This is a genomic window from Mycobacterium sp. P4_H6 (genome assembly GCF_056400845.1).
The window spans coordinates 23,085-46,191 of the sequence record NZ_JBFUKN010000030.1 but is presented as its reverse complement, the minus strand read 5'-3'; the positions used below and the strand labels follow the sequence as shown (position 1 = coordinate 46,191).

Here is a 23,107-nt window from a genome sequence, read left to right as displayed (position 1 = left end):
TCAGCCTACGCGAGCCCGGCACGGGCTAGTCTCGGACCTCGATGCCTGCTCGAGGAGGAACTGTGCGCCGGCTTGCTGCCGTGCTGGGAATCGCGGCGCTGACCGTCAGTTCCTGCGGAAAAACCGATTCGTGGGTCGAGGCCCACCCGTCGATCGGCTGGGCGGCCCAGTACGCCGACGCCGCCAACAGCAGCTACAGCCCCGTCACCGGGGCGCAAACGCTCGCCCCGGACTGGGAGCGGTCGGTCAAGGGTGAGCTCGGCGCGCAGGCCTCGCTGGGTTCGGGCAGCTACCTTGCCCTCAACGGCCAGACCCGCGACGGCTGCTCGCTGATGGTCTGGGAGACCGACAACAACGCCCGTCAACGCTGGTGCACCCGACTGTGGCAGGGCGGCGCGCTGTCGAGTCCCCTCTTCGACGATTTCGACAACCTCTACGTCGGCCAGCCCGGCGCGATCATGTCCTACCCGCCCACCCAGTGGATCCGGTGGCGCCAGCCGGTGATCGGGATGCCGACCACGCCACGGCTGCTGGCGCCGGGCCAGTTGCTCGTCCTGACCCATCTGGGTCAGGTGCTGGTGTTCGACGCGCACAAGGGCACCGTCGTGGGCACGTCACTGGATCTGGTCGCCGGGGTGGATCCCACCGATTCCGCGCGTGGTCTCGCCGACTGCGGACCGGCCCGCCCGCAATGCCCGATCGCGGCCGCACCCGCGTTCGGCGCCGACACCGGGATCGTGGTGGTCGGGCTGTGGGAGCCCGGCGCGCAGGCACCGGTGCTCGTCGGCCTGCGGTACCGGCCGGACCAGACCCCGATCCTGAGCCGCGAGTGGACCAGCGAGGCGGTGGGCGGTGGGCCCATCGCCAGCCCGGTGCTGTCGGCCGACGGGTCCACCGCCTACGTCAACGGCCGCGACGGGCGGCTGTGGGCCGTCGACACCGCCAATGGCCGAGCGAGATGGTCGGTGGAGCTGGGCTATCAGCCGCAGACACCGCCCTCGGTGTCCGCCGAAGGCGTGATCGTCGCCGGCGGCGGCCCGGGCGCTCAGTTGAGCGGTATCAGCGACACCGGTGAGATCGTCTGGACCCGTGCGGATGTGGAGCCGCTGTCGACATCGAGCCGGGCCGGTGAGGACATCGGTTACACGGTGGTGCGCGACGGCGAGCAGGGGCAGGCGCTGCTGGTGTTCGATCCGATCGAGGGCGGCACCATCAACCGCTACCCGCTGCCGGAGGCCACCGGCCGCCCGGTCGGGGTGTCGATCGGTCATGACGGCCGGGTGGTCACCGCCACCAGCGACGGCCAGGTCTACGGGTTCGCGCCCGCCTAGGCGAGCAGCGGGGCGACGGTCGCCCGCGGCACCGACACCTGAACGGCTCCGGCCGATTCGGGAAGCAGCTCGCCCTGACCGAAGAAGAAGATCACCGCATCGTCGGTGATGGCGAAGTTCTGGTAATTGGCCGGGTCCAGACCGGTTTCGGGCAGCACCGGGTCGGGGATGCCGGACTGCCGGGCCAGGTCGGCCTGCACCACCGGGAAGATGACCGGCAGCGGGTCGGTGCCCGCGCGGAACAGGTTCTCGAAGGTGATCGGCTTGCGGTAGGCCTGATCCCAGCTGAACGTCTTGTAGAAGGTCTGCGGGTGCGCGCCGCCCACGTTCTGATAGGTGGTGAACACCACCGACTGGGTGCCGCGCGGCGGGACCGCGGAGCTGTACTGCGCCGAGGTGGTGTCCAACTCATAAGGCATCCCCCGGAAGTCGGGGGTCTTGGCGACATTCAGGAAACCGTCGCGGGTCTGCTTGACGTACTCCACGACCGCCTTCTGGTCCGGGAAATCGGACGGGAAGCTGATGTTGAGCATGTAGGCCGGTTCGGCCTGCTGGATCTGGCAGGTGAACCCGGGCCCGGCGATGGCGCCCACGTCCTCGCATTTGGGCGGCGCGGCCGACGCCGTGGCGGCACCCGCAAGACCCGACAGGGCGGTGGCGGCTGCGGCCAGCACCGATACGGCAACCGTGGGTACGCGCATCTAGGGGATCCTCCAGAACCGGGAGCAGCACAGGCGCCGCTGCCCGTCAGGGTACCTGTGGCGCTATCGGGACGGCCGACAAATGAATGCCACCGCACGGCCGGCCGCTCCGGTGCCGATGCGGGTGATGACCACCGAGTGCGGTTGTGCCCCGCGCAGCTTCAGCCGGCGCCGCAGCGCGTCGGGGTCCACGTCCACCCCGCGCACCAGGATTTCCAGCGCCCCGCCGTCGCGGGACGTCAGTTCCCGGCGCAGCCGCTTCTCGTCGAACCCGATCTCGCCGAGGACCTCGAAACCCCGTACCCCGTCCGGGAGTTCGTCTCCGGACAGGTACGCGATATCGGGGTCGAGCTGCCACAGCCCGTACCGGGTGCCGTACTGGCGCACCAGGCCCGCCCGTACCACCGCCCCGTCGGGGTCGACGATCCAGCGCCCCGCCGGTCCGACAGTGCACTCGTCGGGGTCCGCATCGGTGAGCTGTTCGCCGCGATCCAGCAGGGTGGCGCGCCGGCGCACACCCGCTTCGGCCAGATCCGCAGGCCACAGGCAGGCCTCACGCACGCTGCCGCCCAGCGAGCACAGCTCGACCTCGCCGTCGAATCCGAGCTCGGGTAGTTGATCGAAATCGATTCCGGGCGCGCACTTCACGACCAGATCGCGCCCGCGGTAGGCGTCGAACAGCTCGTCCAGCGGCGGGGTGTAGGCGCGCGGATCGAACCGCCGCCGTCCTCCGGTGCGCCGGCCCGGATCGGCCAGCACCACGGTGTCCCGGGTGACCGGCCGCAGCGCGTCGGCGCGGCACACGGTTACATCGGGAACGTTGTTGCGCGCCATGGCCAGTCGCACCGGGTCCAGGTCACTGCCCAGCAACTGCCCGGCGAGCGGTCGCAGCGCGGCGAGTTCGGCGCCCACCGAGCAGGTGACATCGTGCACCCGCGCGCCGGTGAGCCGACGGGCCCGGTGCGCGGCGACCGCCGCGGCGGTGGCCTGCTGTAGCGCGTCGTCGGTGAACAACCACGACGAGGGATCGTCGAACTTGGCCGCCGCCCTGCGTCGCAACAGTGTCGTCTCCACCAGTACCGCGGTGCGCTCACCGAAACGTGTTCGTACCGTGGCGATATCGGCGACCCGGGTGGCATCCGTCAGCGCATGACCGGCGACCATGTCCAGCGCCGCTCGGCCCTCGTCGCCGGCCAGGTAGCCGACGTCCTCAGTCGTAAAGGTTACGACGGCTTGACCCCGGTGACCATCACGTTGTAGAACCAGCCCTTCGGCACGACGCGTCGCCACACATTGGCGTCCACCCAGCTCAGCGTCGTCCAGCTGTTGAACGCGAATCTGGCCCAGCCCCAACCCAACCGGCCCGGAGGCACCGAGGCCTCGAAGGTGCGGATCGGCCAGCCCAGCATCGCCGCGGTGAATTCCTCGCTGGCGGTGGCCACCTCGACGGCACCTGCATTGGCCGCCATCCGCTCCAGATCCTCGGGATCGAAGGTGTGCAGGTCGACCACGGCCTCCAGCGCCGCGGCACGCGAGGACTCGTCAAGCTCCTCCTGCGGGCGCCGCCAGCCCTCCAGGCCGGGCAGCTTGGTGATGTTGGTGGACAGCCGCCAGGTCAGGGTGGACAGGTTGCGGGCGTAGACGTTGCCCGCGCTGGTGGGCTCGCCGGCGAAGACGAAGCGGCCACCCGGCTTGAGGATGCGCACCACCTCGCGCAGCGACTTCTCCACATCGGGGATGTGGTGCAGCACGGCATGGCCCACCACCAGATCGAAGGTGTTGTCCTCGTAGGGGATGCCCTCGGCGTCGGCGACCCTGCCGTCAATGTCGAGTCCCAGGCCCTGCCCGTTGCGGGTGGCGACCTTGACCATGCCCGGGGACAGGTCGGTGACCGAGCCGCGGCGGGCCACCCCGGCCTGGATCAGGTTGAGCAGGAAGAACCCGGTGCCACAGCCGAGCTCGAGCGCCCGGTCGTAGGGCAGTTCGCGCTGCACCTCGTCGGGGACGATGGCGTCGAAGCGACCGCGCGCGTAATCGATGCAGCGCTGGTCATAGGAGATCGACCACTTGTCGTCGTAGGTCTCGGCTTCCCAGTCGTGGTAGAGGATCTGGGCCAGCTTGGTGTCCTTCAGCGCGGCCTCGACCTGCTCGGCGGTGGCGTGCGGATTGGGCGCTGGAGCCGCTTCGGCGACATGGGTCAAAGCAGCCGCGTCGTCATCGACGTGGGGCGTATGGTCCGTGCTCGTCATATGGGCAGCCTAACTGCCGATGGTCGCCCCAAAGACCTCGACGTAGCTGCGTACCCCTTCACCTGGGGCGTCGATCATCGCCTTGGCTCCGGCAAGCACGTATCCGGGTGCCTCGGCGTGCCGGCGCGCCCAGCTCAGCGCGGCGTCATAGACGCCGTCCGGGGCCACCAACTCATCGACCAGACCGAGTGCCAGCGCCTCTTCGGCACCGACGAACCGGCCGCTGAACACCAGTTCCTTGGCCCGGGCGGGGCCGACGGTGCCCACCAGCCGGTCGGTGCCCGCGGCGGGCAGCAGGCCGGCGAGCACCTCGGTGACGCCCACCTTGATGTTGTCCCCGGAGATCCGCCAGTCCGCGGCCAGGGCGAGTGCCAGCCCGGAACCCAGCGCGTAGCCGGTGACCGCGGCGACGGTCGGCTTCGGGATGGCCGCGACGGCGTCCAGCGCGGCCCGGCAGGCGGTGGTGACGCTCTGGGCGTCGGTGGCACCGAGGCGGCGCAGTTCCGGTACGTCGTCACCGGCGCTGAAGACCTCGTGCCCGCCGAACACGATGACGGCACCGACATCGTCGCGGGCGCCGAGATCGGCGGCTGTCGCCTCGATCTCGCGGTACATCTGCCGGGTCAGCGCATTGCTGGGCGGACGGGACAGCACCAGGGTGCCGATTCCGTCGTTGACGACGGCGGACACGAATTCGCTTCCCGCCGCGGAGGCGGCACATTCGGTCATGTCGGCTTCGCGTCCTTATAGCCCTGCGGGGCGCGCCGGTTGCGGGCCTCGTTGTAGCGGGCGCCGTCGAAGAACTCGATGTCCCAGTCGCCGGTCCCCTTGTCCGCGGTCAGGCTCGGCTCCATCGCCACGATCCGGCGTTCGGTGGCCAGCACGTCGGCCACCGTGCGGCCATTGACCGAGTCGAGTTGCGACCAGGTGGGCGGCAGCAGGAAGGAGCGGCCCTCGGCGAACTCGTCGAGCGCGGCCTGCGGGGTGGACCAGAACGCCCGGTCACTCTCGGTGTTCTCACCGTCGGCACGCTGGCCTTCCGGGATGGCGCCGACGAAGAAGTAGGTGTCGTAGCGGCGGGTGCGTTCCTCTTTGGGGGTGACCCAGTTGGCCCACGGCCGCAGCAGATCGGCGCGCAGGACCAGTTTCTCGGCGCGCAGGAAGTCGGCGAAGGACAGCGAGTTGTTGGCCAGCGCCGCGCGCTGCTCGCGGTATACCGACGCGTCGTCGACGAGGATGTCGGAATCATCCGCGGCGCCCGCGAACAGCACCCCGGACTCCTCGAAGGTCTCCCGGGCTGCGGCGCACACCAGCGCCTCGGCCAGGTCGACATCGACGTTCAGGCGCTCGGCCCACCAGGTGGGCTCCGGGCCGTACCAGGCTGTCCCGGTCCCCCGATCGCGCTCGTCGACGCCGCCACCGGGGAACACCATCACACCGGCCACGAAGTCCATCGCCGAGTGCCTGCGCATCAGGAAGATCTCCAGGGACTCCGGGGTGCCCTGGTCCCGCAGCAGCATGACGGTGGAGGCGGGCCGGGGCACCAGCGGATCGTCGGGGTCTGTCATGTGGCTCGCCTCCTGTGTGCGGCGCGGCTGCGGGTGCGACGGGCGAAGTAGCGGCCGTCGAGGTACTCCAGGGCGATCGACTGCCCGAACGCCGTGGACAGATTCTCCGCGGTCAGCACGTCGGTGAGCAGCCCGGCACCGACCACGCTGCCCTCCGAGAGCAGCAGGCAGTGGCTGAACCCGGGCGGGATCTCCTCGACGTGGTGGGTGACCAGCACGATGGCCGGCGCATCGGGGTCGGCGGCCAGATCGGCCAGCCGGGAAACCAGTTCCTCGCGGCCGCCGAGGTCCAGTCCGGCGGCCGGCTCGTCGAGCAGCAGCAGTTCCGGATCGGTCATCAACGAGCGGGCGATCAGCACCCGCTTGCGCTCCCCCTCGGACAGGGTGCCGTAGGTGCGTTCGGCCAGATGCTCGGCGCCCAGGCTTTCCAGCATGTCGACGGCCTGCTCGTAGTCGACATCGTCGTACTTCTCGCGCCAGCGGCCCAGCACCGCATACCCGGCCGAGACCACCAGGTCGCGCACCACCTCGTCGTCGGGGATCCGTTGACTCAGAGCCGAACTGCTCAGCCCGACCCGGGACCGCAGCTCCGACATGTCGGTGCGCCCGAGTCGCTCACCGAGCACGAACGCGGTGCCCGACGACGGGTGCTCGATCGCGGCCGCCATCCGCAGCAGCGACGTCTTGCCCGCCCCGTTGGGACCGATCACCACCCAGCGTTCGTCGAGTTCGACGGCCCAGTTGATGGGCCCGACCAGGGTCTTGCCCCCGCGGCGCAGGGTGACCTTGGCGAAATCGATCAGCAGGTCGGGGTCTGCAATGGGCTCGTCTGCTGGCACCCGCTCATCGTAGTGTCGTCGCCCTCGGCCGAACGGGGCCGCCCATCACCGCTCGGCGTGCTTTCCCGTAGCTCCGCTCGCCCGGCTGCGCCGAAGTCGTGGAAGAGCAGCCGTCGCGGCATGTGCCGCAGGATCAGTTGCACCAGCGGTCCGATGCCGAAGGCGTAGATGACGGTCCCGACGCCGACGGTGCCGCCGAGCAGCCACCCGGCGGTCAGCACGGTGGCCTCGATGAGGGTGCGGATCAATCGCACCGACAGGCCGGTGCGCGCCACCAGGCCGGTCATCAGCCCATCGCGCGGGCCGGGGCCCAGCCCGGCGCCGATGTAGAGCACCGTGCTGATCGCGTTGAGCAGCACCGCACCGAGCATCATCGGCACCCGCAGCCGGAGGTCGTCGGGGGCGGGCAGCACCGCGATACCGATGTCGACGGTCACCGCGATGACGATGACGTTGGCGATCGTGCCGATACCGGGCCGGTTGCGCAGCGGGATCCAGGCCAGTAGCACCACCAGACCGACGACGGCCGAGGCGACACCGATGGTCATCCCGGTGTGCCGGCTCAGACCTTGATGGAACACGTCCCAGGGGTCCAGTCCGAGTCCGGCCTGGACCATCAGGGCCATGGAGAAGCCGTAACCGGTCAGGCCGAGCAGGAGTAGCGCTCCGCGGGTCAGTCCGGTGGTCATGCGTGGTCGGGGAAACGTGCGCGGATGGCGTCGAGTTCGCCGTGGACCCGACGGGCATCGGTGCTGTCGATGGCACGCCGGTTGTAGGTGCCGGACCGCCGATACTTCCCCGCCACTCGAGACATCCAGTTCTTTCGCATGACTCGATGATCGTGGCCATGTGGCTTGCCAATCAATAGCCAGTTGGCGGATACTGGCCTCAATGTCTAGCGATATGGGTACCCGAGCACTCGATGTGGACCTACTGGCCCGCGAACTGGGTAACTGGCGCACGTCCAGTTTGACCGGCCCCGCCTATCTCGGACTGGCCGATGCCATCCGGTTGCTGATCGTCGACGGCCGCGTTCCGGTGGGTTCGCGGTTGCCCAGCGAACGCGCCCTGGCCGATGTGCTGCGGGTGTCGCGGACCACGGTCACCGCGGCATTCAACGCGCTGCGCGAGGACGGCTACCTCAACGCACGCCGCGGCGCCCGCAGCACCGCGTCACTGCCTCCGCGCCCGGAGATCCCCGCCGCGGACGGCGCACCGACGATGAGCCTGGCGGCCGCCGCGCTGTCGGCGCCCAGTGCCGCGGTGCTGGAAGCCTTCGCCGATGCCGCCCGCGACATCACGCCGTATCTGGCCGAACCGGGTCACGAGCTGACCGGGGTCTGTGCGCTACGCACCGCGGTGGCCGAAAGATATTGCACGCGTGGATTACCCACCGACCCCGCGCAGATCATGATCACCAGCGGGGCCCAGCATGCCATCGGCCTGATTCTGGCGGCGTTCACCCAGCCCGGCGACCGGGTGCTCGTCGAGCAGCCCAGCTATCACGGTGCGCTGTCCTGCATCTCGACCTCGGGAGCCCGTGCGGTTCCGGTGGCGCTCAACGAGAACGGTTGGGAGCTGGACGCTCTGCACGCCGCGATCCGTCAGCTGGCGCCCGCGCTCGCCTACGTCATCCCCGACAACCACAACCCGACCGGTTTCACCATGCCGCCGGAGGAACGAAACCGGCTGGGCCACATCATCTCCGAGACCAGGACACGCACCATCGTCGACGAGTCCATCCTGGACATGTGGATCGACGAGGAGCCGCCCGCGCCGTTGGCCGCCTCCGTGCCGTCCCGGCACGACCTGGTGCTCACCGTCGGTTCGATGTCCAAGTCGTTCTGGGGCGGGCTGCGCATCGGATGGATCCGCGCCGAGCCCGCCACCCTGGCCACCATCGCGGCGCACCGCGCCTCGGTGGATCTGGGCACGCCGATCCTGGAACAGCTCACCGCGGCAAGGCTTCTCCAGATCCGCGACGAGGTACTCCCGGAGCGCCGCGAGCTGCTGCTGGCCCGGCGGGCCTTCCTCATCGAGCTGCTGGCCCGCCGGCTGCCGGACTGGCGTCCCGGTCCGGGTCGCGGCGGGATGTCGCTGTGGGTGCAACTGCCCGCGCCGATGAGCACCGCACTGTCCGCGGCGGCATCGCGGCTGGGGCTGGACCTGCCCGCCGGACCGCGGTTCGGGGTCGACGGCACCCTGGAACGGTTCATCCGGGTGCCTTATGCGTTGCCCGAACCTCAACTGGAAGCGGCCGTCGACCTGATGGCGCGGGCCTGGCAGTCCATCACCGGTGTCGCCGTCACGGGCGAAACCCGCGCGGCGGTCGTCGTTTAGTCCTGAACGAGGCCGGTGAGAATCATGTCGAGCCCCGCGTCGAACAGCCGGTCACGATCGCCGGTAACGATGGCGATGAGGTCATCGGCTTCGGCGGGCCGCCGATGGCCGGCACCGGCGAGCTCACCGACCAGGGCGTCCCATTCGCCGGAAACGACCAGCTCCCGGTAGGCCTGCTCATCGATGACGAATCCCGTTGTGTACGAACGCAACAGCGTGGCCAATTGACCGACGCTGTGTCCGGGCGCCAGGACTGCGCCCAACAGGCCGGACAGCGTCGATGACAGTTCCAATGTCGACGCCAGCGGCGCGTAGGTCCCGGCGATGATGCGGCCGCCGTCCCGGAACGCCAGCATCGCCGCACGCATCCGCCCACAGCAGATCTTCACCAGCGCCACAGAGGGTTCGCCGGCGCGGATGTCGGTCAGTTCGATGCCGGCGTAGATCGCGTCGGCCATGGCACGCTGCAGGTCCTTGCGATCTCGAAAATGCTTGTACAGCGCACCGGGCGTGACATCCGCAGCGGTGGCCAGCCGGCGCATCGTCAACGCATCCAACCCGTTTGCGGCGACGTAGTCGTGCGCCAGGGCCACCAACGTGTCCCGGGTCAAACCACGCTTCACCACGGCTGCCAAGAGTAGAGGGGTTCGCGGTTGACAGGGCGGACATATCGGCCTTACCTTCCGATTTGGTAAACAATGTTCACCACTGGGGGTGTGATGACGGAGCACGCGGTGGCGGTTGCCGGTGCCGGACCGACGGGATTGATGCTGGCGGGCGAACTGGCACTGGCCGGGGTGGACGTCGAGGTGCTCGAACGCCGAACCGGTCGCGATCTAATGGGCTCTCGGGCGGGCGGCATCACCTCGCGCACGATCGAGGTGCTCGACCAGCGAGGACTGGCCGATCGGTTCCTGTCCGCGGGGGTCATCGGCCAGACCTGCCACTACTCAGGTCTGCCTCTCGACGTCTCCGACCTGCCGACCAGGCACAACTACGGGCTGGCGCTCCTGCAATACCGCATCGAGGCAATCCTCGCCGACTGGATCGCCGAACTGGGAGTCCGGGTGCGGTACGGCAGCGAGGTGACCGGATTCGCGCAAGACGCCTCCGGTGTCGACGTCGCGGTGTCCGACGGGACGCTGCTGCGCGCGAAATATCTGGTCGGATGCGACGGCGGCCGCAGTCTCGTCCGGAAAGCAGCCGGGATCGGTTTCCCCGGTGTGGACCAGTCCACCAGTTGCCTGGTCGCCGACGTAGAGCTCACCGACGAACCGCCGTGGGGCCTGCACCGCGACACCGTGTTCCACTCGTTCTTCACCTTTCCCGGCGAAACCACCGTCCGGGTCATGGTGACCGAACCGCCAATTGCCGACACCGCCGAGCCGACCCTGGCCGACCTGCGTGCCGCGCTGACCGCCGTGCGCGGCACCGACTACGGGTTGCGCCGCGCCACCTGGGTTTCCCGATTCACCGATGCGACACGGCAGGCATCCGAGTACCGCTGCGGACGGGTTCTGCTGGCCGGCGACGCCGCCCACATCCATTTCCCGATCGGAGGACAGGGCCTCAACACCGGCATGCAGGACGCGGTGAATCTGGGTTGGAAACTGGGCCAGGTCGCTCTCGGCGTATCCGGTGAGCGCCTCTTGGACTCGTATCACACCGAACGGCACCCCGTCGCGGCCCGAGTCCTGCACAACACGATGGCCCAAACCGCACTCAACGGCCCCGGTGAGCGCATCGAAGCCCTGCGCGACACGGTGGCCGCTCTGCTCGGCATGGACGGGCCGCACGCCCGGATCGCCGCCATGATGTGTGGTTTGGACATCCACTACGCCCTCGGCGAGGACCATCCACTGCTCGGTCGCCGTGTCCCGGATCTCGGCTTGCGGACGGCTGCCGGCCCCACCCGGATGTTCGCCCTCCTGCACCGGGCCCGCGGTGTGCTCGTGAAGTTCGGCCGTCAACAGCTGGGTGTCGACCTTGCACCATGGTCACGCCGGGTGTCGGTGGTCGATGCCCAACACGAAGAACGATGGGAACTTCCCGTCATCGGCGCGGTGGACGCACCGGCGGCGGTCCTGATCCGGCCCGACGGTCACGTCGCCTGGGTTGGGGACGGCAGCGGGGCCGGACTCACCGAGGCGCTCGACAGGTGGTTCGGCTGATCTCTAGGACGCGTTGTCGGGGATCTCGACGCGGCGCGCGGTCCCGTCGACCGCATCGGCGGCCTCGATCTCGCCGCGGGTCACCCCGAGGATGAACAGCACGGTGTCCAGGTAGGGGTGGCTCAACGAGGCGTCGGCGACCTCCCGCAGCGCCGGCTTGGCATTGAAGGCCACACCGAGCCCGGCGGCCGACAGCATGTCGATGTCGTTCGCGCCGTCGCCGACGGCCACCGTCTGCTCCATCGGCACCCCCACCTGCTGGGCAAAATCGCGCAGCGCCTTGGCCTTTCCGGGGCGGTCGATGACCTGACCCACCACCCGGCCGGTGAGCTTGCCGTCGACGATCTCCAGTTCGTTGGCGGCCACGAAGTCCATCATCAGGTCGTGGGCCAGCGGCTCGATCACCTGACGGAAGCCGCCGGAGACGATGCCGCAGTGATATCCCAGCCGACGCAACGTCCGGATGGTGGTCCGCGCGCCCGGGGTCAGCTCGATCTGGTCGGCCACCTCGTCGAGCACCTCGGCGGGCAGGCCCGCCAGCGTGGCCACCCGCTTGTGCAGTGACTCGGCGAAGTCCAGCTCACCGCGCATCGCCGCCTCGGTGACCTCGGCGACCGCGGCCAGCGCACCCGCCCTGTCGGCGAGCATCTCGATGACCTCGCCCTGGATCAGCGTGGAATCGACGTCGAACACGATGAGGCGCTTGGTGCGCCGCGACAGGCTGTAGTCCTCCAGCGCGATGTCGACACCGAGCGCGACGGCGGTGCGGGCCATCACGTTCTGCAACTGGACGTAGGCCGCGCCGCCGCGGGGCACCGAGACCCGCAGTTCCAGGCCGGTCACCGGATAGTCGGAGACACCACGGATGGCGTCGATGTTGACCCCCAGCGCGGCGACCTCATGGGCCACCACCCCGAACGCCTCGGCGGTGATGGGCCGGCCCAGCACCACGATGGTGTGGGTGGAGGGCTCCTCCAGCACCGGCTTGTCATCGCTGCGCTCGATCTCGACGTCCAGGCCCACGCCGTGGATGGCGGCGCGGACCTCGTCGGCGAACTCGGCGCCGTCGGCGACCTTGGTGTCCACCGACACCAGCACACCGAGGGTGAGCCGGCCGCGGATGACGACCTGTTCGACGTTGAGCAGCTCCACGTGATGCCGCGATAGCACCTCGAAGAGTGCGGATGTCACGCCGGGCTGGTCCACGCCGCTGACGGTGATCAACAACGACGAACGCTTGCGCGAGGGGTCGACTGACTGCGAGGCCGTCGGCACACTCACCTCCGTTAGATGCCTCGAGTCAGCTGATGTGGGGTACGCGTCAGATCAGCTGCGGACTTCGACGTCGTCGATTCTGGTGACGTCACCGTCGGAGGGCCCGTGTGCCCGGCCGATGTGCGCCTCGGCGCGCATCCGCTCCACCATGTGCGGGTAGTGCAGCTCGAACGCCGGGCGCTCGGAACGGATCCGGGGCAGCTCGGTGAAGTTGTGCCGCGGCGGCGGGCAGCTGGTGGCCCACTCCAGGGAGTTGCCGTAGCCCCACGGGTCGTCGACCACGACGGGCTCGCCGTAACGCCAGCTCTTGAAGACGTTCCAGACGAACGGCAGCGTGGAGATGCCCAGGATGAACGCGCCCGCGGTGGAGATGACGTTCAGCGTGGTGAACCCGTCGCTGGGCAGGTAGTCGGCGTAACGACGCGGCATGCCCTCGTCACCGACCCAGTGCTGCACCAGGAAGGTGGTGTGGAAGCCGATGAAGGTCAGCCAGAAGTGCAGCTTGCCCAGGCGCTCGTCGAGCAGGCGGCCGGTCATCTTCGGGAACCAGAAGTAGATGCCCGCATAGGTGGCGAACACGATGGTGCCGAAGAGCACGTAATGGAAGTGCGCGATGACGAAGTAGCTGTCGGTGACGTGGAAGTCCAGCGGCGGGCTGGCCAGCAGCACGCCGGACAGGCCACCGAGCAGGAAGGTGATCAGGAAGCCCACCGAGAACAACATCGGTGTCTCGAAGGTCAACTGCCCCTTCCACATCGTGCCGATCCAGTTGAAGAACTTGATACCGGTCGGCACCGCGATCAGGAACGTCATGAACGAGAAGAACGGCAGCAGCACCGCGCCGGTGGCGTACATGTGGTGCGCCCACACCGCCACCGACAGTGCCGCGATGCCCAGCGTCGCGTAGATCAGGGTGGTGTACCCGAAGATCGGCTTGCGGCTGAATACCGGGAAGATCTCGGACACGATGCCGAAGAACGGCAACGCGATGATGTACACCTCGGGGTGCCCGAAGAACCAGAACAGGTGCTGCCACAGCAGCACACCACCGTTGGCCGGGTCATAGATGTGTGCGCCGAGATGTCGGTCGGCGGCCAGGCCGAACAGCGCCGCGGTCAGCAGCGGGAAGGCCAGCAGCACGAGGATCGAGGTCACCAGGATGTTCCAGGTGAAGATGGGCATCCGGAACATGGTCATACCGGGAGCGCGCATGCAGACCACCGTGGTGATCATGTTGACGCCACCGAGGATGGTGCCCAGACCACCGACGGCCAGACCCATGATCCACAGGTCGCCACCGGCGCCCGGGGAGTGGATGGCGTCGGTCAGCGGCGAGTAGGCGGTCCAGCCGAAGTCGGCGGCGCCACCGGGGGTGATGAAGCCACCCATGGCGATCAGCGCGCCGAACAGGAACAGCCAGAAGGAGAAGGCGTTGAGCCGCGGGAACGCGACGTCGGGGGCGCCGATCTGCAGCGGCAGCACCAGGTTCGCGAAACCGAACACGATCGGCGTCGCGTAGAAGAGCAGCATCACGGTGCCGTGCATGGTGAACAGCTGGTTGAACTGTTCGTTGGAGAGGAACTGCAGGCCCGGCACCGCGAGTTCGGTGCGCATCAGCAGGGCCATCAGGCCGCCGATGAAGAAGAAGATGAAGCAGGCGACGCAGTACATCATGCCGATCAGCTTGTGATCGGTCGTGGTGATCAGCTTGTAGATGAGGTTGCCCTTGGGGCCCATCCGCTGCGGGAACGGACGCCGTGCCTCGAGTTCTCCGATTGGGGGCGCTTCGGCTACCAACAGATCCTCCATAAAAGTCGACGGGTCATCCCGGCAATGGCTCTGTCGGGCATCTTATCCCCATCTCCGCCGGGCGCGGCATCGGTGTCCTACAAACTGTCGTATTCGAGCCCGAACGGTGCCTGACCGGCCGGAAACAGCCCGGTTGATACCCTCGGCGCGTGCCGTTACCCAGTGCGCGCAAAGGCCTGTTCGCCGCGGGTGTCGCAGTCACGTTCGCTCTGCTGACGGCGTGTGGGGCCGACGACACCGCACCCATCACCGAACCGGGCGCCCCCATCACCAGCACCACCCGGATAGCCAGCGCCGACGTGCTGGGCAACCACCGCAGGCCCGATGAATCGTGTGCCCCCGAACCGGCGCCCGCCCAGTCCCCCGATGAACCGCGCCGGGTGCGCAACGCCGGCGGCGTGGCGCCGGAAACCGAGGTGCGCGGCGATCCGCAACGCATCGTGGCGCTGTCGGATTCCGAGCTCGACGCCCTGTGCGCGCTGGGCATGCAGGGCCGGGTGGTCGGCACCGCCGCGCCCCCGCCGTCCTACCTGGGCACCGTCCTGCACGACGCCCCCGCCTTCGGTCCGCGTGACGCACCTGACCTGGACGCCATCCGCACTGCCGCCCCGGACCTGATCCTCGGATCGGCGGACCAGACCCCGGATTCCTTCGCCGCGCTGACCGATATCGCGCCGACGGTGTTCACCGGCGGTGCCACCGACTGGCAGGACACCCTGCGCGCCGTGGCGGCAGCGACCGGGCGCCCCGGCGCCGCCGATGCGGTGCTCGACAATTTCGAGCGTGACGCCCGCGAGGCCGGCGAACGTGCCGACGCCACCCACTTCCAGGCCTCGGTCGTGCAATTCACCGAGACGTCCATGCGGGTGTACGGCGCGGCGAATTTCCCGGCCACCGTGCTGCGCGCAGTCGGCGTGGATCGTCCTGCCGCACAACGCTTCACGGATGTCCCCTATACCGAGGTGAGTACCGCCGACCTGTCCGGGGACACCGACCTGTCCGCGGCCGACGGCGACATCATCTACTTGTCCTTCGAGACGGCCGAAGCCAGGGAGCGGGCGGCCGCCGTGCTCAACAGCGACGCCTGGCGCAAGCTGTCGGCCAACCGGGACGACCGGGTGTTCGCGGTGAACAACGAGGTCTGGCAGACGGGACAGGGAGTGGTCGCGGCCCGCGGCATCATCGAAGACCTGCGCTGGCTGAACGCGCCGATCAACTAGTCTTCGGGCGTGTTCCATGTACTCACGATCACCTATCTGCAGCCGCTCGACGTCATCGACCAGACCCGTCCGGCGCACCTGCAATGGTTGACCGACGAGGTCGCCGCCGGTCGCATCCTGCTGGCCGGCCGGGTGGAATCACAGGAGGGTGCGGTGCTGATCTCCGGGGACATGTCCGCCGAGGAGGCCGACGCCGTCGCGGCGGGCGACCCGTACACCCAGGCCGGCGTCGTGCGCTATGACCGGGTCAGCTTCAACGCCGGGTTCCGCGCGACCGGGCTATAACCCGATTCACAGCTTGAAGCGGAATTAGCGCGGGTACTCCGTTCGTTGTGCTCCACAGGGCGCACAGCAGCGCCTGATCCTGGTGCCGTCACCGCTGTCTGGTGAAGGTGCATGTATTCGCACGTGGACATGCCTTGCTGTCCATAAATACAAAACGCATGTAGAGGACTGACAAATTGACTACGACCGTTTCCGCCATCGCCGCCACGTCGGCCACGGCGCCGCTGTCCAAGACCACCATCCAGCGTCGCGACGTCGGCCCGCACGACGTCGCATTCGACATCAAGTTCGCCGGTATCTGTCATAGCGACATCCATACCGTCAAGGCCGAGTGGGGCGAGCCCAACTACCCCGTCGTCGCCGGTCACGAGCTCGCGGGCATCGTGACCGAGGTCGGCTCCGAGGTCACCAAGTTCAAGGTCGGCGATCACGTCGGGGTCGGCTGCTTCGTCGATTCCTGCCGTGAATGCGACCAGTGCAAGGCCGGCCTCGAGCAGTACTGCACCGGCGAGGGCGGCATGATCGGCACCTACAACGCCACCGGCAAGGACGGCACCCCCACCTACGGTGGCTACAGCCAGGCAACCGTGGTCGATGAGAACTACGTGCTGCGCATCCCCGACAGCATCCCGCTGGACAAGGCCGCTCCCCTGCTGTGCGCCGGCATCACCCTGTACTCCCCGCTGCACCACTGGGGCGCGGGTCCCGGCAAGAAGGTCGCCATCATCGGACTCGGCGGACTCGGCCACGTCGGCGTGAAGATCGCGCATGCGATGGGCGCCGACGTGACCGTGCTCAGCCAGTCGCTCAAGAAGATGGAGGACGGCCTGCGTCTCGGCGCGAACGAGTACTACGCCACCAGCGACCCGGACACCTTCACCAAGCTCGCGGGCAAGTTCGACCTGATCCTGAACACCGTGTCGGCCAACCTCGACATGGGCGCCTACATCGGGCTGCTCGCCATCGACGGCACCCTCGTCGAACTCGGCGCTCCCGAGCAGCCGCTGGAAGTTCCGTTCTTTCCCCTCGCGGGCGGCCGTCGCAGCCTGTCCGGTTCGATGATCGGTGGCATCGCCGAAACCCAGGAGATGCTGGACTTCTGCGCCGAGCACGGTGTCACGCCCGAGATCGAGGTCATCTCGGCGGACTACATCAACGAGGCCTACGAGCGGGTGCTCGCCAGCGATGTGCGGTACCGCTTCGTCATCGACACCGCCACGCTGTAACACCAACTGACAGACACCGGGTATCGCCGCTGAGGCGATACCCGGTGTCTTGCGTTGCGGCGTGCGACGATCTGCGGGTGAACCGGATCCTGCACGTGCTGTCGGTGCTCGGGGTCATCGCGGTCCCCGTGGTCGGCTGGTTCACCCAGGACTGGTCCGGCGGAACCACACTGGCGGTCTACTGGTTCGAGACGCTGGCCGCCAGTCTGTTCATCGTGGCGCGTATCGCGCTGCACCGGCGGTGGTCACCGCGGCGCGGGCACTTCCGCTACAACGGGCCGGGCAACGAGGGTGGTGGCCGCAAGGCGCTGTCGACGTTCCTGTCCAGCTTCGCCGTCATCAGTCTGAGCTTCTGCGCAGCGCACGCGGTGTTCCTCGGCGCCATCCTCCTGCTACTCGACCACAACGGTGTCGGACATCTGGCCCAGGTCGATTGGCGCAGTGCCGGATTCGGCTGCCTGAGCGTGCTGGTCTTTCTGACGGTGGGCTTCGTGGTGGACCTCTTCAGCCTTCGGCGCTGGTCGTTCCGCCGGCTCGAGCAGACCGCCAGTCAGGTACTCAGCCGCGTCATGGTCGTGCATCTCACGCTGCTCATCGGTTTCGTCGCGATCGCCGTCACCGATGCCCCGGACACGTTCTTCGGGGTGTTCGTGGTGTTGAAGACCATGGCCTCGCTGAGTACCGCACTGCCCCAATGGGAACCGTCCCAGCCACCCGAGTGGCTGAGCAATATTCTCAACCGGGTGCCCAGCGCCAAACCGGGTAAGCGGTTCGAGCAAGCCTGGGCCGACGAGCGCACCGAGGAGCGGCAGCGTCTCGAGGCCAACGAGCAGATGTGGACACCGGGTCGGCGCTAGCCGGCTACGGTCCGGCGAGGTCGGCGAGCGGCCACCCCGCGGCCGCCAATTTCGCCGCCACCCGGGCCGTGTTCTCCGGGCCCGCATCGTGGTTGGTGACCTCAGAGATCGACGCCTCGATGCTGTCGCGGGTGATCGGGTCCTCGATATCGGCGGGCGCTGCGACCTCGGCGATATTGCGCACCACTTCTTGCACCTGTTCTTCGGTCAGCGGAGTCGCCCGCAGCAGCGCCAGCAGCGGCACCTGGTCCGGACCGGGCACCCCGTCGGGGTATCCGGCGCGTAACCAGTTCAAGATCGAAGCCATCAGATTCGTGACGGTCATGATGTGAGTGTCTCATTGGACCGCACGGCGCAGAGCCCGCATGACACTGTTTCGGGCCAGATCGACCTTGAAGCCGTTCTGCGCCAGCGGGGCCGCGCCCTCGGTGAGCAGTTCGGCCGCGGCACGAAATGCGGCATCGCCGGCCGGGGCGCCGACCAGGCGCGCTTCGGCCGCGGGCACCCGCCAGGGTTTGGCGGCGACACCACCGAGTGCCAGCGCGGCCGACACGATCTCACCGTCGATGACGTCGACACCGGCCGCCACCGACACCAAGGCGAACGCGTAGCTGTGCCGGTCGCGCACCTTGAGATACCAGCTGTGCGGGCCGAGGGTCGACGGCGGCAGCTCGATCCCGGTGATCAGTTCGGCCGCATGCAGCGTGTTGTCGCGTTCCGGCGAGTCCCCCGGCAACGCGAAGAACTCATCGATGCGCACCGACCGGGCACCGTCGGGCCCCCGGACGTGCACCCGGGCATCGAGCGCGGCCAGCGCGACCGCCATATCCGAGGGATGCACCGCCACACACGCCGCGCTGGCGCCGAACAGGGCGTGTTCCCGGTTGAAGCCCTGTTGCGCGGCGCAACCGGATCCCGGATCGCGCTTGTTGCAGTGGGCGAAGGACGGATCCATGAAATATGGGCACCGGGTGCGCTGCATGAGGTTTCCCCCGACGGTGGCCATGTTGCGGATCTGGGTGGTGGCACCGGACAGGATGGCCTGCGACAGCATCGGGTACTGCTGGCGGATCAACGGGTGGTTGGCCGCCGCGCTGTTGGTGGCCCCCGCCCCCACCAGCACACCACCATCCTCGGTCGGGGTGATGGCACGCAGGTCGAGGCGGCCGATGTCGACCAGTGCGCCAGGGCTTTCCACACCGAGCTTCATCAGATCGAGCAGGTTGGTGCCACCGGCGAAGTAGCGGGCACCCGCGGCGGCGCTACGCACCGCACCGTCGACCGTGCCGGCGTGCTCGAAGGCAAAGGTTTTCATATCGCCGCGTCCTTGATCGCCGAGACGATGTTGGCGTAGGCGCCGCACCGACAGATGTTGCCGGCCATCCGTTCCCGGATCTCCTCGTCGGACAACTCTTCGGGCCCGTCGGTGACGCTGTGCCGGCAACCGTCGAACGATGCCGCGGACAGATCTCCGCGGGCGAATTCGCGCAGCACCGCGCGCGCCGAGGTGATCTGACCGGAAGTGCAGTAGCCGCACTGGAATCCGTCATGCCGGATGAAGGCGCACTGCACGTTGTCCAGGTCCCCACCGGTGCCCTCGATGGTTTCCACCGCGGCACCGTCGATCGAGGCGGCCAGCGTCAGACAACTGAGCACCCGTTCCCCGTCGACGGTCACCGTGCAGGCACCGCACAACCCGTGATCGCAGCCCTTCTTCGTACCGGTGAGCCCGAGCCGTTCGCGCAGCAGGTCCAGCAGTGTGGTGCGGATATCGGCGCACAACCGTTGTGGTGTGCCGTTGACGGTCAGGTGCAGATCGGTCATGATGCCGGCTCCGATTCGAAGGGCTGTAGCAGGGATTCCAGGGTGATGGGCAGATCACGCAGGCGCTTACCGGTGGCGTGGTACACCGCGTTGGCGATGGCGGCGGGCACTCCGCAGGTACCGATCTCGCCGATGCCGCGCACCCCGATGGGGTCGAGGCCGTAGTCCGGCACGTCGATGAAGGTGATGTCGAAGTCGGGGCGGTCGGCGTGTGTGGGCAGGTAGTACTCGCCGATGAGCTGGCCGGTGTGCTCGTCGTAGGGCACCTGTTCCAGCAGCGCCATACCCAGTCCGAAGGTGATACCGCCCATGACCTGGTTGGCCGCCAGCTTCGGGTTCAGGACACGCCCGCAGTCCATCACCGCGGTCCATCGGGTCACGCTTGCCCGGCCGATCTCCTCGTCCACCTCGACCTCGCAGAAATGAGCGCCGAAAGATTGTGACAGCGGGCCGGTTTCGTCGGGTCCGGCACTGGTGACGGTGAACGTCAGGCGCTCGCACAGGTCGGGGTCGGCGCGCAGCGCGTCGCGCAGTTCGGCGACCGAGGTCACCGTGCGACCCAACCGCTGCCGCCACTGCCGGCCGGCAAGTTCCACCGCGGATCCGACGGTGGCGGTGGTCTGCGAGGCACCGCTGTAGGGCGCGTCGGGAAACAACGAGTCACCGGATTCGAAGGTCACCGCCTCCAGCGGCATCCCGGCGGCATCCGCACCGACCTGCGCCATCACGGTGCGGACGCCAGTGCCGATCTCGTGAGTGGCCGCGGCGAACCGGATCTGCCCGTCCGGGGTGGTGACGACCCGGCACCCGGAAGCCATCCGGCGTCCCGGGTAGCTCGCGGTCGCCATCCCCCATCCGACCTGGATCCCGTTGCGGTGCATCGCGCGTGGCGCGGCCGGCCGTTGTGACCAGCCGAACCGTTCGGCACCCTGCAGGTAACAGTCCCGCAGGTGCTTACCGGACCAGGCCCGGCCGCTGGGCTGGTCGCAGGCCGGGTCGTTGTGCAGCCGCAGCGCGACGGGGTCGGTTCCGGTGGCCTCGGCGAGCTCGTCCATGGCCACTTCGAGGGCGAACATTCCCGGCGCCTCGCCCGGTCCGCGCATGAAACACGGTGTGGGTGCGTTGATCCGGGCGACCGTATGGGAGACGACCATCCGCGGGGACTCATAGAGGAAGCGGGCCGTGAGTCCGACAGGTTCGCAGAAGTGCGCCACCGTGGACGTCTCGGTGAGGGTGTGCTGTTCGGTGCTCAGCAGGCTGCCATCGGCTGCGGCCACCAGCGCGACCTGCTGCTCGGTGCGGGGCCGGTGCCCGGTCGAGCTGAACATCTGGTTGCGGGTCAGCACCAGTTTGACAGGCCTGCCGACCTGCCGGGCGGCCACCGCGCACAGCACCACGTGCATCCACAGGAAGCTCTTGGATCCGAATGCGCCGCCGACCAGCGGGGACAGGATCCGCACCCGGTCCTGCGGGATGCCCAGATAGGCGGCCAGTGCCCGTCTTTCGCCGGTGATCCAGCGGGTGCTGTCGTGCACGGTGAGCATGTCGCCGTCCCAGTGCGCGACGGTCGCGGACAGTTCGATCGGATAGTGCGCGTTGATCGGTGTGGTGAACCGCGAGGCGATACGGATGCCATCGGGTTCGTCGGCGGCGCCTCGGCTGTCCTGCAGCTTCTCCTCGTCCAGCTTCACGAAATGATCCGGTCGGTAGGTGCCGTGGCGGATCTGCCCGTCCTTCTCGTCGGCGGGCACCGGCCTGCCCAGCACGTCCGCAGCGCTGAGCTGGGCGGGCTCGCCGAGGTAGTCGAAACTCATCAGCGACGCCGCTTCGGCGGCCTGCTCCGGGGTTTCGGCGATGACCACCGCAAGGTGCTGACCGACGTGTTGCACGCTCAGATCCGAGAGCGGCGGGCGGCGTTCCAGCGGCAGGTCCCAGGTCATGTCAACCGGAAGCACGTGCAGCGGTGGGCAGTTCAGTGGGGTCAGCACGTGCAGCACGCCCGGCGCTGCTGCCGCCGCGGCTGACGCCGCCGCCATGGATTCGGCGGTGACGTGGCCGTTGGCGATGGTGGACTGCACCAGCACCGCGTGCACGAGTCCGTCGATCACGGTGTCGGCGGCGTAGCGGGCCGCCCCGGTGACCTTGTCCCGGCCCTCGATGCGGTCGACGGGCCGGCCGGTGGCGGGTGTCATCGAGCGACGGTGTCGGTGTCGACGGGGTTGCACCGCGACACGATCAGCGGGTCGGCCGGGGTGAACGGGAACGCCGGCAGGTCGTCGATGTGGGTGTCGAAGGCGGCGGCCAGCACCTCGCGGGAGTAGGCGCTCGCCGAGGCGCGGTAGCCGATATCGGCTGGGACGGGCTGGTCGAAGAAGATCAGGAAATGCCACGGATCAGTGCCGGTGTTCTCGATGTGGTGCGGGTAGGCGCGCGGAATGAAGTACATGTCCCCCGCGGTCAGGTTCCAGGTATCAAGCGTGCCATCGGGATTCATGATGGTCATCCGGGCGTCGCCGTGCTGGACATAACCCATCTCGGCGGTCACCGGGTGCCAGTGCGGTTCCCGCATCCCGTTGTCGTTGACGCGCAGCGAGTACATCGAGATGTCCTTCAGGATCGGCCAGAACTGGTCGCGGGCGAAGCGCGCGTTGCCGCTGACATAGTTGAGGCCGGGTTCCTGCGCTTCGATGTCGAACTTGTGCGGATCGCCGAAGTGGGCCCCGGCCGGGATCACCGGATCGCCGACGCGGGCGGCGATCTTGCGGTCTACGGTGCTGCGCCGGATCTTGGCCATATCCGAGGCGGGCAGGTCGTAGGTGTTGCCCAGCACTGCGTCGCTGAAAGCGCCGAGTGTGGCACCGAAACCGAAGTCCTCGGGCCGTTCACTGCGGAAGGCGACGATGAACTCGCACGCCTCGGTGCCGATGTTCTCGATGTGGTGCAGCGAGCCGGAGGCGGCGTGGAACATCTGGCCGGCGGTCACCACGAAGGTGGAGAACGTGCTGCCGTCGTCGAGGATGGAGACCAGGGCGGTCCCGGACACGCAGTAGGTGAGTTCGGTGGCGTTGGCGTGCCAGTGCGGGGTCCGCATCGCCCCGGGGTTGAGCACCAGCCGCTTCATGGACAGCCCACGCAGGATCGGGAAGTTGTCGGCGGTGATCCGGTGGATCGAGCCCAGCTCGGACTGTTCGACGTCATCGCTGTCGAACAGCGAGGTGGCGTGCGGGCTGCGGACGGGTGCTGCGGTCATGATGTGCTCTCCTCGGCTGGAGTCGATCTCGGTAGGTCCCAGCCTGGTCTACGGCGGGGTGTGCTGTCGCCGCCGCTGGCCGCAATCGCCGGGGCGGACTTCTCGCAGGCCGCGCTACCGGCTAACCCCCATTCCGCATCGCATCCGCGCGCAAACCCCGCC

23 protein-coding genes are annotated in these 23,107 nt (G+C 68.3%); 7 read left to right on the top strand and 16 right to left on the bottom strand.

Annotated features, from left to right (window positions below; all coding sequences use genetic code 11):
• Positions 1-41: 41 nt before the first annotated feature.
• Entirely contained in the window at positions 42-1,331 is a 1,290-nt protein-coding gene (locus AC1DTF_RS14795; RefSeq protein WP_477474609.1) for an outer membrane protein assembly factor BamB family protein, read from the top strand.
• Here AC1DTF_RS14795 and AC1DTF_RS14790 read toward each other — a convergent pair.
• The 8 genes from AC1DTF_RS14790 to AC1DTF_RS14755 form a co-directional block, all read right to left on the bottom strand.
• Positions 1,328-2,032, bottom strand: a complete 705-nt coding sequence (locus AC1DTF_RS14790) for an esterase (RefSeq protein WP_477474608.1) — start codon at positions 2,030-2,032, stop codon at positions 1,328-1,330. The genes AC1DTF_RS14795 and AC1DTF_RS14790 overlap by 4 nt on opposite strands.
• A 63-nt stretch (positions 2,033-2,095) precedes the next feature.
• Positions 2,096-3,196: a class I SAM-dependent methyltransferase gene (locus AC1DTF_RS14785; RefSeq protein WP_477474607.1), complete on the bottom strand. Its 1,101-nt coding sequence runs from the start codon at positions 3,194-3,196 to the stop codon at positions 2,096-2,098.
• 59 nt (positions 3,197-3,255) lie between these two features.
• On the bottom strand, positions 3,256-4,281 hold the full coding sequence (locus tag AC1DTF_RS14780; protein WP_235570855.1) for a class I SAM-dependent methyltransferase: 1,026 nt from the start codon (positions 4,279-4,281) through the stop codon (positions 3,256-3,258).
• Between the two features lie 9 nt (positions 4,282-4,290).
• On the bottom strand, positions 4,291-5,010 hold the full coding sequence (locus AC1DTF_RS14775; protein WP_477474606.1) for an enoyl-CoA hydratase: 720 nt from the start codon (positions 5,008-5,010) through the stop codon (positions 4,291-4,293).
• Complete coding sequence (locus tag AC1DTF_RS14770) at positions 5,007-5,849, bottom strand: NUDIX hydrolase (protein ID WP_477474605.1); 843 nt, start codon at positions 5,847-5,849, stop codon at positions 5,007-5,009. Before AC1DTF_RS14770 ends, AC1DTF_RS14775 begins: the two co-directional genes overlap by 4 nt.
• Positions 5,846-6,688, bottom strand: coding sequence for an ABC transporter ATP-binding protein (locus tag AC1DTF_RS14765; protein WP_477474604.1), 843 nt, complete (start codon positions 6,686-6,688; stop codon positions 5,846-5,848). The genes AC1DTF_RS14770 and AC1DTF_RS14765 overlap by 4 nt, the downstream gene beginning before the upstream one ends.
• Entirely contained in the window at positions 6,649-7,377 is a 729-nt protein-coding gene (yczE, locus tag AC1DTF_RS14760) for a membrane protein YczE (protein ID WP_477474603.1), read from the bottom strand. Before yczE ends, AC1DTF_RS14765 begins: the two co-directional genes overlap by 40 nt.
• Complete coding sequence (locus AC1DTF_RS14755) at positions 7,374-7,517, bottom strand: hypothetical protein (RefSeq protein ID WP_200962094.1); 144 nt, start codon at positions 7,515-7,517, stop codon at positions 7,374-7,376. The genes yczE and AC1DTF_RS14755 overlap by 4 nt, the downstream gene beginning before the upstream one ends.
• 62 nt (positions 7,518-7,579) lie before the next feature.
• Between AC1DTF_RS14755 and yczR the strand changes: the two genes are divergently transcribed.
• Entirely contained in the window at positions 7,580-9,028 is a 1,449-nt protein-coding gene (yczR, locus tag AC1DTF_RS14750) for a MocR-like transcription factor YczR (protein ID WP_477474602.1), read from the top strand.
• Here yczR and AC1DTF_RS14745 read toward each other — a convergent pair.
• Positions 9,025-9,654, bottom strand: coding sequence for a TetR/AcrR family transcriptional regulator (locus AC1DTF_RS14745; protein ID WP_477474601.1), 630 nt, complete (start codon positions 9,652-9,654; stop codon positions 9,025-9,027). The two genes, yczR and AC1DTF_RS14745, sit on opposite strands and share 4 nt — an antisense overlap.
• Before the next feature lie 93 nt (positions 9,655-9,747).
• Here AC1DTF_RS14745 and AC1DTF_RS14740 point away from each other — a divergent pair, with 93 nt between their 5' ends.
• Positions 9,748-11,199, top strand: coding sequence for an FAD-dependent monooxygenase (locus AC1DTF_RS14740; protein WP_477474600.1), 1,452 nt, complete (start codon positions 9,748-9,750; stop codon positions 11,197-11,199).
• A gap of 3 nt (positions 11,200-11,202) precedes the next feature.
• Here the strand turns inward: AC1DTF_RS14740 and serB are convergent, their stop codons facing one another.
• Together serB and ctaD are read right to left on the bottom strand one after the other, a co-directional pair.
• Entirely contained in the window at positions 11,203-12,474 is a 1,272-nt protein-coding gene (serB, locus tag AC1DTF_RS14735; RefSeq protein WP_477474599.1) for a phosphoserine phosphatase SerB, read from the bottom strand.
• 51 nt (positions 12,475-12,525) lie between these two features.
• The gene (ctaD, locus tag AC1DTF_RS14730) at positions 12,526-14,271 is read right to left on the bottom strand and encodes an aa3-type cytochrome oxidase subunit I (protein ID WP_057166409.1); all 1,746 of its coding nucleotides are present in this window, start codon (positions 14,269-14,271) and stop codon (positions 12,526-12,528) included.
• Positions 14,272-14,432: 161 nt separating this feature from the next.
• On the opposite strand from ctaD, the gene AC1DTF_RS14725 reads away from it, so the two are divergent.
• The 4 genes from AC1DTF_RS14725 (at position 14,433) to AC1DTF_RS14710 (ending at position 17,871) form a co-directional block, all read left to right on the top strand.
• Entirely contained in the window at positions 14,433-15,503 is a 1,071-nt protein-coding gene (locus tag AC1DTF_RS14725) for an iron-siderophore ABC transporter substrate-binding protein (protein ID WP_477474598.1), read from the top strand.
• A 9-nt stretch (positions 15,504-15,512) separates the two neighbouring features.
• Positions 15,513-15,788 carry a YciI family protein gene (locus AC1DTF_RS14720; protein WP_477474597.1) on the top strand — a complete coding sequence of 92 codons (276 nt, stop codon included), beginning with the start codon at positions 15,513-15,515 and terminating at the stop codon, positions 15,786-15,788.
• 176 nt (positions 15,789-15,964) lie between these two features.
• On the top strand, positions 15,965-17,014 hold the full coding sequence (locus tag AC1DTF_RS14715) for an NAD(P)-dependent alcohol dehydrogenase (RefSeq protein ID WP_477474596.1): 1,050 nt from the start codon (positions 15,965-15,967) through the stop codon (positions 17,012-17,014).
• A gap of 77 nt (positions 17,015-17,091) precedes the next feature.
• Positions 17,092-17,871, top strand: a complete 780-nt coding sequence (locus tag AC1DTF_RS14710; RefSeq protein ID WP_477474595.1) for a DUF6498-containing protein — start codon at positions 17,092-17,094, stop codon at positions 17,869-17,871.
• 4 nt (positions 17,872-17,875) lie between these two features.
• Here the strand turns inward: AC1DTF_RS14710 and AC1DTF_RS14705 are convergent, their stop codons facing one another.
• Genes AC1DTF_RS14705 through AC1DTF_RS14685 form a run of 5 tightly spaced genes read right to left on the bottom strand, consistent with a single transcriptional unit; the run spans position 17,876 to position 22,945 of the window.
• A complete protein-coding gene (locus AC1DTF_RS14705) occupies positions 17,876-18,196 on the bottom strand; it encodes a DUF3349 domain-containing protein (protein WP_057166255.1) in 321 nt (106 codons plus the stop codon).
• Positions 18,197-18,208: 12 nt separating this feature from the next.
• Positions 18,209-19,186 (bottom strand): FAD binding domain-containing protein, encoded by a 978-nt coding sequence (locus AC1DTF_RS14700; protein ID WP_477474594.1) that lies wholly within the window; start codon positions 19,184-19,186, stop codon positions 18,209-18,211.
• Complete coding sequence (locus tag AC1DTF_RS14695; protein ID WP_477474593.1) at positions 19,183-19,695, bottom strand: (2Fe-2S)-binding protein; 513 nt, start codon at positions 19,693-19,695, stop codon at positions 19,183-19,185. Before AC1DTF_RS14695 ends, AC1DTF_RS14700 begins: the two co-directional genes overlap by 4 nt.
• On the bottom strand, positions 19,692-21,887 hold the full coding sequence (locus AC1DTF_RS14690) for a xanthine dehydrogenase family protein molybdopterin-binding subunit (RefSeq protein WP_477474592.1): 2,196 nt from the start codon (positions 21,885-21,887) through the stop codon (positions 19,692-19,694). The genes AC1DTF_RS14695 and AC1DTF_RS14690 overlap by 4 nt, the downstream gene beginning before the upstream one ends.
• Positions 21,884-22,945, bottom strand: a complete 1,062-nt coding sequence (locus AC1DTF_RS14685; RefSeq protein ID WP_477474591.1) for a cupin domain-containing protein — start codon at positions 22,943-22,945, stop codon at positions 21,884-21,886. Before AC1DTF_RS14685 ends, AC1DTF_RS14690 begins: the two co-directional genes overlap by 4 nt.
• Positions 22,946-23,107 lie beyond the last annotated feature (162 nt).